Source organism: Paenibacillus sp. J22R67, from assembly GCF_059692175.1.
Genome location: NZ_JCAUAX010000004.1, coordinates 707135 through 725205 on the forward strand (window position 1 = coordinate 707135; position 18071 = coordinate 725205).

At 44.9% G+C, this 18071-nt stretch carries 12 protein-coding genes and 1 pseudogene; all 13 read left to right on the forward strand.

All coding sequences use genetic code 11. From position 1 onward, the window contains the following. Positions 1–256 precede the first annotated feature (256 nt). The 13 genes and pseudogenes from AC58VC_RS19310 to AC58VC_RS19370 all read left to right on the forward strand — a co-directional run bounded on the left by AC58VC_RS19310 (position 257) and on the right by AC58VC_RS19370 (position 18041). On the forward strand, positions 257–2566 hold the full coding sequence (locus AC58VC_RS19310) for a glycoside hydrolase family 95 protein (protein WP_497370451.1): 2310 nt from the start codon (positions 257–259) through the stop codon (positions 2564–2566). Between the two features lie 120 nt (positions 2567–2686). Next, positions 2687–4249, forward strand: a complete 1563-nt coding sequence (locus AC58VC_RS19315) for an extracellular solute-binding protein (RefSeq protein ID WP_497370452.1) — start codon at positions 2687–2689, stop codon at positions 4247–4249. Positions 4250–4410: 161 nt separating this feature from the next. Then, positions 4411–4637, forward strand: a pseudogene (locus AC58VC_RS19320) (response regulator); the annotation flags it as partial. A 534-nt stretch (positions 4638–5171) separates the two neighbouring features. Then, on the forward strand, positions 5172–5372 hold the full coding sequence (locus AC58VC_RS19325) for a helix-turn-helix transcriptional regulator (protein ID WP_497370599.1): 201 nt from the start codon (positions 5172–5174) through the stop codon (positions 5370–5372). Beyond that, positions 5369–7177: a cache domain-containing sensor histidine kinase gene (locus AC58VC_RS19330; RefSeq protein ID WP_497370453.1), complete on the forward strand. Its 1809-nt coding sequence runs from the start codon at positions 5369–5371 to the stop codon at positions 7175–7177. The genes AC58VC_RS19325 and AC58VC_RS19330 overlap by 4 nt, the downstream gene beginning before the upstream one ends. A 187-nt stretch (positions 7178–7364) precedes the next feature. Then, complete coding sequence (locus tag AC58VC_RS19335) at positions 7365–8321, forward strand: ABC transporter permease (protein WP_497370454.1); 957 nt, start codon at positions 7365–7367, stop codon at positions 8319–8321. Between the two features lie 74 nt (positions 8322–8395). Next, on the forward strand, positions 8396–9223 hold the full coding sequence (locus tag AC58VC_RS19340) for a carbohydrate ABC transporter permease (protein ID WP_497370600.1): 828 nt from the start codon (positions 8396–8398) through the stop codon (positions 9221–9223). 741 nt (positions 9224–9964) lie between these two features. After that, entirely contained in the window at positions 9965–11251 is a 1287-nt protein-coding gene (gene kynU / locus AC58VC_RS19345; RefSeq protein ID WP_497370455.1) for a kynureninase, read from the forward strand. Between the two features lie 27 nt (positions 11252–11278). Further along, complete coding sequence (gene kynB / locus AC58VC_RS19350; protein WP_497370456.1) at positions 11279–11908, forward strand: arylformamidase; 630 nt, start codon at positions 11279–11281, stop codon at positions 11906–11908. 34 nt (positions 11909–11942) lie between these two features. Then, entirely contained in the window at positions 11943–12800 is an 858-nt protein-coding gene (gene kynA, locus AC58VC_RS19355) for a tryptophan 2,3-dioxygenase (RefSeq protein WP_497370457.1), read from the forward strand. 131 nt (positions 12801–12931) lie between these two features. Further along, a complete protein-coding gene (locus tag AC58VC_RS19360) occupies positions 12932–13420 on the forward strand; it encodes a DUF2798 domain-containing protein (protein WP_497370458.1) in 489 nt (162 codons plus the stop codon). A 370-nt stretch (positions 13421–13790) separates the two neighbouring features. Then, entirely contained in the window at positions 13791–16163 is a 2373-nt protein-coding gene (locus tag AC58VC_RS19365) for a helix-turn-helix domain-containing protein (protein WP_497370459.1), read from the forward strand. Between the two features lie 237 nt (positions 16164–16400). After that, positions 16401–18041, forward strand: a complete 1641-nt coding sequence (locus AC58VC_RS19370; protein WP_497370460.1) for a type 2 periplasmic-binding domain-containing protein — start codon at positions 16401–16403, stop codon at positions 18039–18041. The last annotated feature ends 30 nt before the right edge of the window (positions 18042–18071 follow it).

Consider the following 18071-nt stretch of genomic DNA (forward strand, 5'->3'; position numbering starts at 1 on the left):
GCCTGTAGATCCGCTCAGAGAGGAAACAACTCGTTTTTCTCAAAATAGAGGACACCAGTTCCCGGTCATAGCGATTCCAAAGTTTCACCGCAGTTCCAAATCATAATACAGCAACATTTTATCGTAATCTGGCAAAACATATCGCGTTTGGGTTTTGTTAAGCTAAACTTAAGGAAGGAGCGTTTTGGACGCTTCGAGTGGATGCAAGGCAACGTGTGTTGTCGTACCCAAAAAACTATTGTGACAAGGAGTTATTATGAGAACTCACAAAGATGAGGAAAATAAGGAGCTCAAATTATGGTACCGGGAGCCTGCTAAGCAGTGGACGGAAGCGTTGCCGGTAGGAAATGGCCGCTTAGGCGGAATGATTTTTGGCCAGGTCAAGGAAGAGAAGATTCAGCTTAACGAAGACTCCATTTGGTACGGCGGGCCGAAAGAGGGGGAAAACCCAGATGCGCTTCAGCAACTCCCTCATATTCGCAAGCTGCTTTTTGACGGGGACGTGGAGAAGGCGACATATCTAGCGAGGATGTCTATGTTTTCTTCGCCCAAATATCATAATCCTTATCAGCCTCTTGGGGAAATGAAGCTGTTTTTCACTGATATGCAAGGTGACATACAGGCCTATCTTCGCGAATTGGACTTGCAGACAGGTATAGCTCGGGTTGCCTTTAATGTTGGCGATGCGACCTATAGCAGGGAAATATTCACGAGCTATCCGGATCAAGTGATGGCGATTCATATGACCAGCAGCAAACCTGGCGGTCTTACCTTCTGTGTGAATTTGAATCGGCGTCCATTTGAGGGAGCTAGTTATGCACGGACCTCGGAAAGCATTGTGATGAAAGGAGAATGCGGCAAAGACGGTGTTGCTTTTAGCGGCGTACTTAAAGCCAAGGCTTCTGACGGCGTTATTCAGACGATTGGCGATTTCATTTCAGTGGAAGGCGCTTCTGAAGTGACGCTATTGTTCGCAGCGGGCAGTACCTTCCGAGAAGCTGATCCAGAGGCGGCGTGCTTGCGGCAGCTTGAGAAAGCAGAGGCCTACACGTATTCGGAGCTAAAACAAAGGCACATCGATGATTACCAAACGTTATTTAACCGGGTTCGATTTAGCTTATCTACTTTGAACGAGGAGCAGCCACTAGCAACGGACGAATTAATGAAAGCGGTAGTGGAAGGGAGTCCGAATCATCGAAAGACGCTGGCGGAGTTATACTTTCAGTATGGCCGTTATTTGACCATTGCCAGTTCCCGCCCTGGAAGTCTTCCATCCAACTTGCAAGGGATCTGGAACGATAGCTTCACTCCTCCGTGGGAGTCTAAATATACGATTAATATTAATACACAAATGAATTATTGGCCGGTTGAGGTCTGCGGGTTATCGGAATGCCATGAACCGTTGTTTGATCTCGTTGAAAGAATGAGAGTCAAAGGAAGAATAACGGCGAAGACGCTTTACGGCTGCGGTGGATTCGTCGCTCATCACAATACGAATATATGGGCTGAAACCCGTCCTGAAGGCATTCTCGCAACAAGTGTTCTCTGGCCGATGGGAGCAGCATGGTTAAGTCTTCATCTGTGGGAGCATTATGCTTATACAGGGAGCACAGCATTCTTGCGTGAGCGAGCTTATCCTGTTTTGAAAGAGGCTGCGGAATTTTTCATGGATTATTTAACGGAGGCCCCAGATGGAACGTGGGTGACAGGACCTTCTATTTCTCCGGAAAATAGTTTCCTATTGCCAAATGGACTCCGAGGCACTTTGTGCATGGGACCCTCGATGGATTCGCAGATCGTTCATGCCTTATTCGAAGCTTGCATAACAAGCAGTCAGCTCTTGCATGTCGATGAAATCTTTCGTGATCAACTGACGGAACGGATGGGCAAACTTCCACAGCCACAGATCGGCGCAAACGGCCAGTTAATGGAATGGATGGAGGAATACGTGGAGGCTGAGCCTGGTCATCGGCACATTTCCCATCTGTTCGCGCTTCATCCTGGCAGACAAATTGACATTCATACAACGCCAGAGCTTGCCGAAGCCGCAAAGATGACTTTGCAAAGCAGGTTGGCTAATGGGGGAGGCCATACGGGCTGGAGCTGCGCTTGGATCATTAACATGTTCGCACGGCTTGGAGATGGCGACGCTGCGCTGACTTATGTGTTGAACCTTTTTGAGAAATCAACGTACCCGAATTTATTTGACGCACATCCGCCGTTTCAGATTGATGGGAACTTCGGAGCAACAGCAGGTATTGCCGAGATGCTGCTGCAGAGTCATATGGGTGAGCTTAATCTGCTGCCGGCTCTTCCAGGCGATTGGGAATCGGGCTCTATCCAAGGTTTGAGAGCGCAAGGCGGTTATGTTGTTGATTTGGTTTGGGATCAAGGGCAGTTGAACCATGCGACGATTCAGGCATCAGGTGATGATAGTTGCACGATTCGCACCTCAGTGCCGATTGTTGTTATCTTGGATGATCAAGAAATTGCCCGTTCCAATGGGGAACAGACAACGAGCTTTAAAGTGCAGCAGGGCAGCGTATATCGCGTGATTGCCCAATAAAGTGTTAACACAAACACAACACTATTGTTAAAAAACACATTCCTCATCATTCCAAGGAAGGGTAAGATGTAGATATCCAGTACCGTTGGATAATTACGAGAGAGAATGGGGCAGAAACGAATGAAAAAAGGGATGGTTATCGCATTAACCCTGGTTTTGACAGTTGGCGCACTTTCGGGCTGTGGTGGCGGAGCAACAAATCCAAAGTCTGGCGATACAGCCAAAAAAGACGAAGTACCGAAGTTTTCCATGTCCATGACGACAAGCGGTTTCAAATATGCGGAGCAAACAGCGGATGTGAATAAGGAAAAATGGGTGAAAAAGCTGGAGGAGCTTACGCATGTAGACCTTGACCTCCGCATGATTCCGCTCAAAGATTTTGATCAAAAAATGTCGCTAATGTTTGCTTCCAATGATATTCCAGATGTCGTCCAAAACGTTGGAGGAGCTACGACCAAAGGGATGTCGGGTTCGGTAGAAGCCGGGGTCTTCATGCCTTTGGACGATTTGCTCAAGCAGTATGCTCCAAACATAATGAAAGCGGTGCCAAAGGAAGCGTGGCAAGAAACCAGCTTTAACGGCAAAATCTACGGGATTCCATCGTGGCTTTCCAATCCTTCCCGCCGTGCGACCTTCATTAGAGCGGATCTACTTGCAAAAACAGGGCTGCCTGCACCGAAAACGGTTGATGAATTTGTGACACTGATGAGAGCGCTGAAGGCCAAGGGAGTTGAGAATCCGTATCAAATGCGCGAAAACTTCAAGTACGCAGATACGATTCTAGGAGCCTACGATGTGCTTCCTGCTCAATTTGAAGTCAAGGGAGATCAAGTTGTACCGAAATTCTTCGATGTGGAGAACATGACCAAAGCGCTTCAAACCTTTAAGACTATGTTTGACGAAGGTTTAATTCCGAAAGATTTCGCATCTATCAGTTCCACCGATTATAATAAGAATATTGAAGCTGGTAAGGTAGGTATGTGGTCAGCTAATGCTCAAAGCTTGTCCGGTTACCGGAATAAATTGAAGAACCTCGTGCCAGATGGGAAAATTGAGATCATTTCATCTCCTCGCGGACCGGAAAACTTCGGCGGACATTTGCTCTATTCCAGTGTAGGTACTTCCTATTACATTAATAACAAGACTTCGAAGGAGAAAGCGATCCAGATTATTCAATTCTTTGAATGGATGCTAACTCCGGAAGCTGAGAAATATTTCTCATTTGGTGTCGAAGGCGAGACTTATACAACCGAAAATGGCAATATCAAATTCACGCCTCCAACGGAAACTTCAGCTATTGAAGAAGATCAATTCCGCGGTATGTTCTGGTTTGTACATGATCTAGTCTACAATAAAGCCAAAGAAGAGATGTCTGCGGATGGGCGCGATATGATCAAGTATTTAGATACGATTGTTTCCAAAGAAGGCTTAGGTTCTATTCGGTTTGTACCACAGCTTGAATCGTTCTCGAAATATCCGGATGCAGCTCCTGCAGGCGATGATGTAGGACCTAAATTAATTATTGATCATATGATTAAAATGATTTACGGCAAGGAACCAATCTCGGATTGGCCGAAAGTGATTGAGGAGTACAAAACAAAGGGCGGCAACGATATCCTGAAAGAAGCGACTGAGCGTTACAAGAAAGGCAATGGGGCTATCGTTTCCAAAAACATCAACTAATTTCAATGGAAAGAAAAAAGGATTTGTCCCCGCAATCGGCGGACAAGTCTCTTTTTTCTTAGGCGTATTATTTTCGATAAACGTTAGAGGTGGGGGCTTGGACTTTCGTGAGACTGTTAATTGTAGATGATGAACCGGTGATTCGCAGCGGTTTGATGATGATGGCACAAAGCTATACGCATAAGTTTCAACAAATTGAAACCGCAGTAAATGGACTTGATGCTCTGGAGCAAATGAGTCGGTTCGAGCCAGACCTGCTTCTAACGGATATTCGAATGCCAAAATGGACGGCTTGGAGCTTTGCCGAAATGTATACGAGAAATATCCCCATATTATGATGGTCGTTGTTTCGGGCTATAGTGATTTTGATTATGCGCAAAAGTGTCTGTCGTACGGGGTCAAGCACTACTTGCTAAAGCCGGTTACTCCGCCGGATCTGCACGATGTCTTTGATATCATTATGAAATCGCAATCACAAGGTTATATCCCAGTATCCCGCTATGTAGAATGGGTTGAACGGATAGAAAATAGCATTTGGCTGCTGCAGGAGGAGGAATTGCCGAAGATTATGGAGGAGTGGAAAGAACATTGCTCCCACTTGTCTGCACCTCAGCTGAAGGGGCAACTCCTTGATGCAGCCGTCCTGCTGCACAAGCAGTTTCAAGAGAAAAATCGCGTGATCAGCGCTGATTTAACCGAAGATTTCCGCTCATCTTCTAAAGCGGAGCTTTTTAAGGAATTTGAGGAGCGCTTGCAAACCGTTATGATGGATATTTTGGTTGTGCGCCGTGGCAACTTCAAGGACCCTATGGAGGAAGCCAAAGCCTATATAGACAATCATTTGTCGGTGGATATTTCATTAAAGGAAGTAGCGGATAGGGTAGGGATTACCCCGAATTATTTCAGTACCCTGTTCAAAAAAATGAGCAATGAAACCTTCATCAGCTACAGGATTAATAAAAGAATGGACAAAGCTCGTGAGCTGCTGGCGATTCCTCATAAACGAACCGTGGATATAGCAGCAGAAGTAGGATACGATGATTACCCTCATTTTACCAAAACATTTAAGAAAGTCTTTGGTATTTCACCCTCGGATTATCGGGAATCGCTGGGGATGAAATGAAGAAAATCAATCTATATCCTAAGCTATTTCTATCCTATTTCGTAGTGATTATGATTTCTTTGACTAGTGTCGGTGTGTTCTCATACTGGAGTTCTTCGAATGAACTTGATCAGATTGTGGAGAAGCAGCTAACACAGGTAGTAGGCAATGCAGCACACCATACAGATCTGTATATCCGAAGCTATGAGCGATCTATGGTCTCCTTGCTAAGCAGCAACTATGTCAAACGGTTCATTGATCTACCTGAGGGGGAAACCGGCTACCCCTATTATGAGGTGAGGAAGCTCATTAAGGAGCTTATCATTGAGCCTTCGTTTGCGCGTAATCCAGAAATTTCTAATATTTATATGATTAGTTTTAATCAGAATACGATGTATTTTTATAATGATTCTGTTGGTGGATCGTTCAATAAGGAAGAAGCGAAACAGCAGTTGGAATTTTTCAAAGCGAATACGAAACCAGATGGCAGCTTGAGTGTACTGAACCACAGTATTCTGTCTGGTCAACAAAATATAACGCTAGTCAGGCAGATTCGTGGACTATCCTCTACGGAACCCAAAGGGATTCTTGTGGTGGAGTTACGGGCAGCCGAGCTGTCAGAGCTGTGGAAAGGCATAGATTTGGGGGAAGATGGCTACTTTTTTATTGCTGATGACAATGGCAAGTATGTGTATCAGCCAGATACAGAAAGTACAGCCACCGAATTGCCCGAAGCTATACGAAGTCAGGTGATCGAGGCAGGTCCTCACGCATTTATGGCGACGATTGATGATAAGCCGCAGATGTTCATGAGCCGCCGATCCACCTATGGCAATTGGCGGCTGGTTGTAGCTATGTCGGTAGAGGAGCTGCGCAAACCGAGCGATACGATTCGCACAACAACGATCGTTGTTGGGTGTTTTACACTTGGTATCGCGTTATGGATAGCTTTCCGATTCGGTAAATCGATCACAGGGCCGATCCGCATCTTGCGAAGTGCGATGTCTCAAACGGAACAGGGGAATTGGGTCCAAATTCCGCTTCCGGAGCATAGGGACGAGATCACAGAGCTGATGAGCCGGTACAACCTGATGGTGACCCGTCTCTCAGAGCTGGTAGATAAGGTATACCAGGCCGAGCTGAGTGATCAGAAGAGCCAAATGGAACGGCAGAAAGCAGAGCTGCAATCTTTGCAACTACAGATTAATCCTCATTTTTTATATAACACGCTAGAAACGATTGTTTGCTATGCGGTCATTAGGGATTCCAAGGAAATATATGAAATTGTCAAAGCACTTGCCTATATGCTGCGTTATTCCGTGCAGACCAATCTTGAAGAGATAACGGTATCTAATGAACTAAAACATGTCATGTTCTATCTAGTGGTTCTTAAGCACCGCATCGGACGGGAGTTTGAAGTAGATGTAAGCATTCATCCGGATTATTTGCTGAACAATATGGTTCGTCTAACGCTGCAGCCACTGATTGAAAATGCGTTTCAGCATGCTTTTGCGGATGGTGTGGAGGACTATCATTATATCCGCATTGATGCTGGTGAGGATGAGGATAAGTTCTGGGTTAGCGTTGAAGATAATGGTATTGGCATTAACGAGGCTAGGCTGGGGGAACTGCGGGAGAAACTGCACGCAAACCAGCTAGCGGACAAAGAGAACGATGCTTCGAAAGGGATTGGGGGCATCGGAATCGTCAACGTTCATCGGCGAATTCAGATGGTGTTTGGCGAGCAGTATGGCTTGCAAATCGAGAGTGAAGTGGAGAAGGGAACCAAACTCATCATGGTCATGCCAACTTCAGCTCTGGGTTAGGATGGTTGAGATAACGTTCGAAGAGGTACTGGAATATCTTGTATGAACCTTGCCGTTGGCAAGGTTTTTTTATGTTCAGATTGTTGAAAAACACACCTAGAAATGAAGTTTCTCCATGGTTTCACTAGGAGGCCCATAGTATGATGAGACCATCAAACATTCAGATGGAAAGAAAGGGAAGACGACCATGGCTTCAAAGACAGATTCTGCAGGACAGACGGTATATACATTTGCATCGAAAAAAGCGAAAAGAGCTTTTGTAATGAAACAATGGCCCTTATATGTGATTTCTATTCCGGGACTTGTTTATTTCGTCATTTTTAAATATATCCCCTTGCTCGGCTCGTCGATTGCTTTTCAAAACTACAACATTTTTAAAGGAATTACGGGCAGTCCGTGGGTAGGTTTGGAGCATTTTAAACGGATGTTCGCTTATAATGAATTCCTTACTATTTTAAAAAATACCCTATTAATCGGCATGTATGATTTGCTTTTTGCCTTTCCCATACCGATTATTCTCGCGCTGCTGCTAAATGAAATTCGGTTTAATGGGTATAAAAGAGTGCTGCAAACGGTCATCTACATGCCGCATTTTCTGTCCTGGGTTATTGTTGGGGGGATTGTGATCGGAATTCTTTCACCCACTACAGGCATTTTCAATCACATCCTTGGCTTGTTCCATATTGAACCTATTTATTTTCTGGGTGAAAACAGCTACATCCGATCGATTCTGATCACCTCAGGGATTTGGAAGGATAGCGGGTGGGGAACGATCATTTATTTGGCCGCTATTGCGGGCATTAACCCAGACCTCTATGAGGCAGCTGAAATCGATGGAGCGGGCAAGTTTCGCCAGGTGATGTCGATTACCCTTCCTTCGATTGTGCCTACCATTACAATTTTGTTCTTATTGCATATCGGAAGCTTTCTGGATTTCGGGTTTGAAAGGGTTTATGTTTTCCTGAACTCGCTTAACAGTGAGAACGGTCAAATCCTGGATACCTACGTTTATCGCGCAGGTCTTATAGACCGTCAATACAGCTATACAACAGCTATCGGGCTCTTCAAATCGGTTATTGGCTTGCTACTTATTATGCTTGGAAACACACTGAGTAAAAGAACGACGGGTAACGGCTTGTACTAACATGAGTTCAGTCAAAAGGAGGAATAGGGAACGTGATTTTAACAAAAGGACAGCGCGCATTCCAGTTATTTAATATGATTTTGTTGCTTGTAATCGGCCTCACGATGTTTCTTCCACTCTTGAATGTCATATCGCAGTCATTTAGCGATGCGGTTTCAATTAACAGCGGAGCCGTAGGGCTCTGGCCTGTTGGATTTACGCTCGAAAATTATCACATGATTCTGAAGGACCCTTCGATCTGGATCTCGTTTCGAAACAGTGTCATTATTACGGTGTTCGGTACATTAATTAACTTAATGGCAACGGCAAGCTTAGCGTATCCTTTGTCCCGAGCGGAATATATTTATAGAAAACCGGCACTGTTGCTGGTGCTATTCACCATGATTTTCCATGCACCGCTGATTCCCAACTACCTGCTTCTAAAAAATCTGCACATGCTGGACACTCTGTGGGTCTTGATCATACCTGGCGCAATTAGTGCCTACAACTTGTTCGTCATGCGCTCTTTCTTTATGACGCTGCCTACAGAGATGTTTGATTCTGCTAAAATGGACGGATGCGGCGAGTTCCGCATGATCTGGAGCGTCGTACTCCCGTTATCGAAGCCAGTAATGGCTACGATGGGGATCATGTACGCAGTCGGGAACTGGAATATGTATTCGCAAGCCATTTACTACATCAGCAGCAGGTCGCTAATTCCCCTGCAGGTACGGCTGCGTGAAATTGTGATTACGGATAACTTGGGCTCGGCCGATGTATCCTCTGAATTGCTGCTGTCCATTTCACCGGAAGGACTGAAAATGGCGGTGATCGTTATCGCAACGATCCCGATTATGCTGGTGTACCCATTCCTTCAAAAGCACTTCATTAAAGGGATGATGGTTGGTTCAATTAAATCTTAATACTTATAAAAGAAAAAACACCTATTAATCTTGTAGAAAAGCCCCCCTTGAAGGGGCTTTTTTTGACATGATAGTGAGATCGATGTGGGGGCGGCGCCTGAGGAGAGTCAAGCTCATTGGATGAATTCCAACGCACAGGCGATTTTTGACGTTTAAATGCCATTCTCATTGGACAAAATCCAACGTAGAGATGAATTTTGTGGGGGTTCAGCGTCTTTTTAGCCGCTCTTGTTGGATTTCATCCAACGAAAAGAAAGATGAACACGTCTGTAAGGCGCTCTCATTGGATTTCGTCCAATGAGAGCTGGAAGTACGCTAACTTCTAGTGTGTTTAAGTACTCAGAAAAGGTGGGAGGCAGTAGAGAGGTAAGGTGAGTAGAGATCGAACATGTGGGATTAGACGAGGATCTAGCCGCAGGTTAGGTTGTTCTTAACAGGTGTTGAGGGAACTAGGATCCTCTATTTCTCTGAAAAGGCACACTTTCCACGTGCAAGGGGAACTACGGTACGCTAATTTACTGAGTTCAGGTGAAAACGCAGAGGCGAAATAAGGCCCTGTAGTTCCGTTCTGTGAGAAAAGAGCGCGTTTTTCTTCAAATAAGGGACTCTAGTTCCGTCCAATTTTCAGAGGCTCCTATGTCCGAAATCTAATTAACCATAGTATAATAATTGACGACATGTATGATTTTAAGTAAGATAAGCACGATTCGATCTAGTTCTATAATCCACAAGGAGGGCTTTATGTCCAGAGAACCTTTTTATTACTCCCAAGAATTTGCCCGGCAACTTGATAAAGAAGATGAGCTAGCCCGTTTTCGAGATGAGTTTTATCTGAATTCGGAATCAATCTATATGGACGGCAACTCACTCGGACTATTATCCAGACGCGCCGAGCGAACGTTGTTGGAGGTCGTTGATGCTTGGAAAACGCAAGGAATTGATGGCTGGCTGCAAGGCCAATATCCTTGGTTTTATTTATCAGAAAAATTGGCTGCCTTAAGCGCCCCGTTGGTTGGCGGATCCGAAGACGAGATCATTGTGACGGGTTCCACAACAACGAATTTACATCAGCTTGTGGCGACTTTTTATAAGCCTGAGGGCAGCAGAACGAAGATTTTGGCGGATGAATTGACGTTTCCATCGGATATTTATGCACTTCAAAGTCAATTGCTGCTGCATGGATACGATCCGTCAGAACACTTGGTTCAAGTGGAAACCCGCGATGGGCGTACAATTGAGGAAGATGATATCATTGCGGCAATGACGGGCGAAATCGCATTGATTATTTTGCCGACGGTACTTTATCGCAGCGGTCAATTGCTCGATATCGAGCGTTTAACGGCAGAAGCTCATGCTCGTGGCATTCTCATTGGCTTTGACGGATGCCATTCTGTAGGAGCAGTTCCCCATCACTTGCGTCAATGGGACGTTGATTTTGCATTTTGGTGCAACTACAAATATTTGAATAATGGGCCAGGCGGTGCAGCAAGTTTATATGTCAATCGCAAACATTTCGGTCGCTTGCCAGGTTTGGCCGGTTGGTTCGGTTCACGAAAAGACAAACAATTTGACATGGAACATCATTTTGTTCCGGCGGAGAATGCAGGTGCTTTTCAAATTGGGACGCCGCATATCTTAAGTATGGCTCCACTCATTGGGTCTTTGGAAATGTTTGCAGATGCCGGGATCGAGAATCTCCGCAAAAAATCCTTGCATATAACCTCTTATATGATCGATTTAATTGAACAGGAGCTGGACGGAATGGGCTTCACAATTGGGAACCCAAGGGATGATCTGCGCAGAGGCGGCCATATCTGTTTAGAGCACGAGGAAGCAGCGCGGATTTGCAAATCATTAAAAGAAAATAAGATTATTCCTGATTTCAGAGCTCCAAACATTATTCGTCTAGCACCTGTTGCGCTCTATACAACTTACGATGAGGTGTGGGAGACTGTGCAGCGATTAAAAGCCATCATGGTTGAAAAGCAATACGAGAAATTCGAGAATACACGCGACGTAGTCGCATAACAAGCATCTGCCATTTGTAGAAAGGAAATGATGACGACCATGATTGATATTTCTCGCCCCTTGCAAACAGGAGTGCCGACTTGGCCAGGGGATACGCCCTTCTCTTACGAGGTCAGTTGGACGAAGGAGCAAAGCGGTTCGGTGAATGTGGGGAAACTGACGATGAGTATCCATACGGGCACCCATATCGATGCGCCATTCCATTTTGACAATGAAGGTCGTAAGGTCATGGACCTAGATCTGGAGCTGTACATCGGACTTGCTCGGGTTATTGATATTTCGGGCAAATCGAGCATAGGGAGAGAGGATTTGGAGGCGTATGATATGGACGGCATCGCCCGTTTGTTAATTCGTACCAATTCTTGGTCAAATCCGAAGGAATTTCCTACAGAGATTACCTATCTGAGAAGTGATGTAGGGCCATATTTAGCGGAAAAAGGAATACGGCTTATCGGAGTGGATGTCCCCTCTGTTGATCCGCTTGATAGCAAAGAACTGTCTGCCCATCATGCTCTCCATGTTAATGATATTCATATTTTGGAAGGAATCAATCTGGAACATATCGAGCCAGGCGATTTTGAATTAATAGCACTTCCTTTACCGCTTGTTGAGGCGGATGGAAGTCCTGTCAGGGCGGTTCTGCGCAGTTTGAAATAATCGACTTATACAATCCATAGTAGGAGTGAATAACGTGTCCAATTCAGAGAACCACGAACAAACGCAGTCAAAAGCAGCGGATGCCACCATTCATGGCGACTTTTCCAAAGAGATGTCCTATGGAGATTATCTCCAACTTGATAAAGTGTTGTCCAGTCAACAACGGTTATCTGGGCATCACGATGAAATGTTGTTTATCATTATCCATCAAGCTAGTGAGCTTTGGATGAAGCTGATTTTGCATGAATTGGAAGCCGCGCGCCTTCATATTCAACAAAACAATTTGGAGCCGGCCTTCAAAATGTTAGCTCGCGTCTCTAGAATCCAGCAGCAGTTGATCCAATCCTGGGATGTTCTATCAACGTTGACTCCGGCTGAGTACATGCAATTCCGGAACAGCCTTGGCCGGTCATCGGGGTTCCAGTCCTTCCAGAATCGGCTTATCGAATTCATGTTGGGAGGCAAGCAAACCAAAGTTTTGTCTGTTTATGAGCACGAACCGGAGCTCCACCAACAATTGAACCAGGCGCTTCACGAACCTAGTCTTTACGATGCTTCGGTTAAGGCCCTTTCTATGCGAGGCTTAGCCATTGATCAAGATCATTTGCAGCGAGATTGGTCGCAGGAATACAAGGGAAATGCCAGTGTCAAAGCTGCGTGGTTGACCGTGTATCAAGACGTAGAACGCTACTGGGATTTATATGAACTTGCAGAAAAGCTGGTTGATATCGACAGCCGCCAACAACAATGGCGATTCAATCACATGGTAACGGTTGAAAGGATTATCGGATTCAAGTCAGGGACTGGCGGCTCAGCTGGTGTTGAATATTTAAAACATGTCGTTGCGCAACGTTATTTCCCTGAATTATGGAGTCTTCGTACAGATCTGTAGGCGAAAGGATCCGATCCGCGGTATGGGACGGATCCTTTGTACGTTCATCACAAAGTTCACGAATTGTTCACTTACACGGAGGTTTTCATTTTCTCTATACTTACAAAAGTAAACAGAGAGGATGATGCCAATTGCCAACAACGAAGAAAGAAGAATTTTATTTTGGACTGATGATGTGCTGTGGAATGGTTGTATGCATGACTTTTTATAATTTATTTACCAATGGTTTGATAGGCGCGATATCGTTAAAAGAAATACTTCTTCAACTTATTCTTGTCTTTATTACTGCTTCCTTATTGGAGGTATTCATTGTTGGTCCAGTGGCTAAGAAGGCGGCTTTTTCATTACCCTATGACAAATCTAAGAAGATACTGGTGATTGTATCCCTTGCATTTTTTATGGTGAGTGGCATGGTTCTTTGCATGTCTCTTTATGGGTTAGGAAATGCCTATTTTGCTAACAGGCTGAATGGAGATTCACTACTTGGAAGTTACTTGATGATAGCATTCAAAAATTTCATTTTTGCTTTCCCTCTTCAACTTTTCATTGTAGGACCGAGTGTTCGGTATTTATTTATTACGTTCATTAAAAATAAACAAGTTAATGAATCCTTCAGTTAACTCCGCCATAAACCTTCCTCATGAATAAGGGGAAGGTTATTTTTTTGGGGGGAGGGAACTACAGTTCGCTATTTCTTGGAAAAGGCACTATTTCCACGAGAAGGGGAACCACGATCCGCTATTTCGCCTATTTCACACGATACACGTGCCAGTGAGGACAAATAACGCCCTGTAGTTCCGCTTGGAGAGGAAACAGCTCGTGTTGCTCCAAATAGACGATCACAGTTCCTTTGAGTAAAATTTTAGCCGGATTCGGTTAGCGGTGGTGTCGATAGAAGTGTATGTTTTTGTTCCCAAAACCAACAATGAAAATGTTGTATTGCAACTTTGGTGAAGAGAAGATACAATTTCTAGTAAATTCGATTACGGAATGGACGGTGGGTTTGTTGTGAAATTGCCCTTCATTTTACGCCTTGTCGATAGCCGCAAAAGTGCGCTTTCAACGATCATCGCCTCCAACTTATTTATACTTTTGATACCGCTTGCAATGGGGCTTTTTCTGTACACGAAGGTGGAACAAAGCCTGGAGCGTAGCACGACAAGATCGAATAGCGCCATGCTTGAGCAGCTGAAGCTGTCACTAGATAACAAATTGGCAGAAGTGGATACTTTAATGCGCCAAGTTGTGTTTGATCCGAAACTGGATTATATGCTTAGAATTCCTGCCAACTCCAATGATGTGGACAAATATGAATTTATCCAATTTATGCGCGACAAAATGAGTAAATATCACAGCATGACCAGCAATTTTATCCTCGATTATTATGTTTACTTCGCAAACAGCGATAACATTGTCAAACCGGACTTGGTAGCAGATTCGCGGACCTTCTATTCCATCTACTACGCGTATAGGGACATGTCATACGAAGGGTGGCACCAGCTTCTGGACACGGAGCATAAAATGTCTTACTTACCAGTTGCTCCCTTATCGAACGACCAAGAACAGGTCCCGAAGAATGTTATTACGTATATGCAATCACTTCCCGTTCAATCGCAATCTCAGAATCTCGGAAGCTTCATCGTGCTGATTGATGGTGATCAAGTCAAGGAATTGTTCGCACAAATGGAGTCAGCCAGCCATAGTTCCGTTTATATCATCGATCATGCAGGGAAAACCATTATGAGCAACAGTGATTCCCCTTTCCCATCCGACTTGTTGGGGCGTGTTGAAGAAAGTTCGGGCCCTTTTGATTACCGACTCGCAGGTGTTGACCAAGTGGTTTCGGTTACCTCCTCGCAGAAAGTTGGTTGGAAATACGTATCGATCATGCCGAATGACGTTTTTATGCAGCAGGTGAATCAAATTCAGAGTTGGTCAATCGGTTTGTTCGTCCTATGCTTAATTTGCGGTTTAGTGGCTGTCAGCATTGGCGCTTACCGGACGTACAAACCTCTGCAAAAGACGGTAAACGCGATTATGCGCGGAAAAGAAATGATCAGGCGCCCGTCCGCGAATGAATACGAGTTTATTCGGCAAACTGTCGAGGGCTCCATCCATGAAGAGAAGAACCTGCGCATGACGCTAACGCAGCAAATTCCGTTCATCCGGGCCAATTATTTGTCCCGTCTTCTGAATGGCCATATGGATGTGGATGTGTCAGCAGCAAATGGCGATTCGCTTCAATTTATGGATTTGAAATTTACAAGTGACTGTTTTGCCGTGCTTCTCGTTAAGATCGAGGATATTCCTTTTTTATCGGAAGAAGATGAGCAGCAGTGGGCGCATGCAAGGTTTATTATTTCAAATATCGGTACGGATCTGATTGCGGCAAATCATAGAGGATTTTCGGTCGAACTTGACCGGGATCGCATTGCGCTTCTCATTAATTTAGCATCCAATCGGGAAAAGTTCGCCGAATCCGATATTCGGGATATCGGTGACTCGCTCTTCAGCATCACCTCGCAAAGATTCCAAATTGGCATCACGATAGCTGTTGGCGGGATTCATGCTGGACCCAAAGCTATTCGCGATTCTTATCCCGAAGCACTCGCAGCGCTTGAATATAGGCTGATCCTGGGGAGACATACAACGATCCATTTTCAGGACATCCTCGAAGTCAAACAGCATTACTACTATCCGCTTGAAAGTGAGATCCAGTTGATTAATTTTGTCCGAAGCGGGGATGCCGAGAATGTGGAAAAGCTGCTTAATAAAATATATGCGATGAATTTTGACTCCGGTCATATGACACCAGAGTTAGGTAAATGTTTGTTTTTCAATGTGACGAGTACGCTTTTGAAAATTGTTAACTCCTCGAATACGAGTCAGGAGGAAGTGCTGGGCGCTGACTTCGATCCGATCAAAGAAGTGTTCAGCTATCCAACTGCGCAGGGGATGTACACGAAAACGAAAGAGCTTTACGAGACGCTTACTCGTTCGTTTAATGTGGATCGATCTGATCATAGTACGCAGCGCCTGGAGGAAATCATCGGCATTGTACACGAGCACCTCGATGACTCGAACCTTGGCGTGGCACAAATTGCAGAACGTATTCAAATGACACCGCAATATCTTTCTACCTTCTTCAAAAAACATCAGGGACAAAATCTGCTGGATTACATTACGCATAAACGGATTCAACAAGCGAAGCAGTTAATGGCGAACAAAGAACTGACCATTGTACAGATCGCTCAAAAGATCGGTTACAACAATGATGTCGTTTTCATCCGAGCGTTCAAGAAGCTCGAGGGCGTAACGCCGGGTAAATATCGTGAGACGAAATTAACGGAAATCATTAGCTAGATCGCATAAAAGGCAGCCTCATGGGGCTGCTTATTTCTTTCATATTGGCTACTGACGATTTCTAATATGGACTGATGAATTCTCATATAGCCTTTATTTCTTACTTAAATACTACGGGGATGAGAACTAGGCAGTAGTCAGGTCAGGGCTGTAGAAGCATACTTGGGAACAGGTGCTGGCTGACCATTGCAGTGCCAACCAAGCTTAGGGTCACTCATATAAAGGGAGGCATGAAGAATGAAGAAACGTTTGAAACAAGTTGGATCTATTGTATTGCTTTCAGCTCTGGTGGCTTCGGCAGCTGCCTGCAGCAGTAACTCAGGAACCGAGAGTTCATCAGCTGCACCCCAGACAGGTAATAGTGCTGAGCCGCCAAAGTTGACTAAATTATCGTACTGGGTACCGAATCATCCTGCAGCTTCAGGTCAGATGAAAACTTACGCTGAAATGGGGATGTACAAGGAGCTTGAAAAGGTAACTGGCGTCAAGGTTGACTTTCAACATCCGCCACTCGAGGTTCCACAGGCGCAAGAGCAATTCAACTTAATGGTTGCCACCAACGAGCTGCCAGATGTCATTGAAGCTAGTTGGGGAGCAACTAGCGGTGCAGTCGTCAGATACCCCGGCGGACCTGAAAAAGCCATTTTAGATAAAAAAATCATTAAATTGAACGATTTGATCGACAAATATGCACCGAATCTTAAGAAGCTGCTGAATGAACATCCGGATTGGAAAAAGCAAATCTCAACAGATGAAGGAAGCATTTATGCCTTCCCATTCTTGCGTGGCGATGACAAAGTCAGAGTGTTCTTCGGGCCATCGGTCCGTCAGGACTGGCTCGATAAGCTAGGCCTCAAGATGCCGACGACAATTGACGAATGGTACACCGTCCTCAAAGCATTTAAAGAAAAGGACCCGAATGGCAACGGCAAAGCAGATGAGATCCCGATTTATTTGGACAAAAATCTGTTTGCTACCGATGCACCTTTCCTAGGAGCTTGGGGCATCAACTATAGCTTCTATCAGGACGGGGGAAAAGTGAAATACGGACCGATCCAGCCTGAATACAAAGAATTCCTGACCACGATGAACAAATGGTACAAAGAAGGCCTGCTGGATAAGGATTTCGCAGCACCTAACGATAAACTATTCGATAACAAAATGACGACCAATCTCATAGGAGCAACCGCTTCATTTAATGGGGGAGGTATTGGTAAATATGCAGGACTCATGAAGGACAAGGATCCCAAATTTGATCTGGAAGCGGCTCCTTATCCGGTATTACAAGCAGGCGATAAAGCGATTTGGGGACAGAAGGATTTCGCTTATAACGGAGTGGGAGCGGCAATTTCGACAGCCAATAAAAACCCTATAGAAACCGTCAAATGGCTTGATTATGCTTACGGAGATAAAGGTGATCTCCTCTTCAACTACGGGATTGAGGGCACTAGCTACAAGATGGAGAGTAACAAAGCAACCTTCCTTCCTGAGATTTTGAATCCTCCGGCAGGGACCAGTATCCAGCAAGCGATTGCCAAATATAATCGGGCAACGTGGAGTGCTCCTTTTGTGCTCAGCGATAATTTCCAAATGCAATATCTCGCTCTGCCACAGCAGAAGAAAGCTTTGGAAATCTGGTCGAAGCCAACGGCTGAGCGGAAGATCCCTCTTGTATCTCCGACTCAGGATGAAAGCAGCAAATTCGCTTCCATTGTAACGGATATCCAAACGTATCAAGATGAGATGTTGTTGAAATTCATTATGGGCGTCGAACCGATCAATAACTTCGATCAATATGTCAAAAAGATTCAGAGTATGGGAATTGATGAGGCGGTTAAAATCCAGCAAGGGGCGCTTGAGCGTTTCAATAAACGTTAAGAGAGAACGGAATGGGGGATGAACCGGGAT

Excerpts from the sequence above, each read along its gene's own strand:
- AC58VC_RS19310 (WP_497370451.1), top strand. The coding sequence starts at position 257 with ATGAGAACTCACAAAGATGAGGAAAATAAGGAGCTCAAATTATGGTAC.
- AC58VC_RS19315 (WP_497370452.1), top strand. The coding sequence starts at position 2,687 with ATGAAAAAAGGGATGGTTATCGCATTAACCCTGGTTTTGACAGTTGGC.
- AC58VC_RS19325 (WP_497370599.1), top strand. The coding sequence starts at position 5,172 with ATGAGCAATGAAACCTTCATCAGCTACAGGATTAATAAAAGAATGGAC.
- AC58VC_RS19330 (WP_497370453.1), top strand. The coding sequence starts at position 5,369 with ATGAAGAAAATCAATCTATATCCTAAGCTATTTCTATCCTATTTCGTA.
- AC58VC_RS19335 (WP_497370454.1), top strand. The coding sequence starts at position 7,365 with ATGGCTTCAAAGACAGATTCTGCAGGACAGACGGTATATACATTTGCA.
- AC58VC_RS19340 (WP_497370600.1), top strand. The coding sequence starts at position 8,396 with ATGATTTTGTTGCTTGTAATCGGCCTCACGATGTTTCTTCCACTCTTG.
- kynU (WP_497370455.1), top strand. The coding sequence starts at position 9,965 with ATGTCCAGAGAACCTTTTTATTACTCCCAAGAATTTGCCCGGCAACTT.
- kynB (WP_497370456.1), top strand. The coding sequence starts at position 11,279 with ATGATGACGACCATGATTGATATTTCTCGCCCCTTGCAAACAGGAGTG.
- AC58VC_RS19365 (WP_497370459.1), top strand. The coding sequence starts at position 13,791 with ATGGACGGTGGGTTTGTTGTGAAATTGCCCTTCATTTTACGCCTTGTC.
- AC58VC_RS19370 (WP_497370460.1), top strand. The coding sequence starts at position 16,401 with ATGAAGAAACGTTTGAAACAAGTTGGATCTATTGTATTGCTTTCAGCT.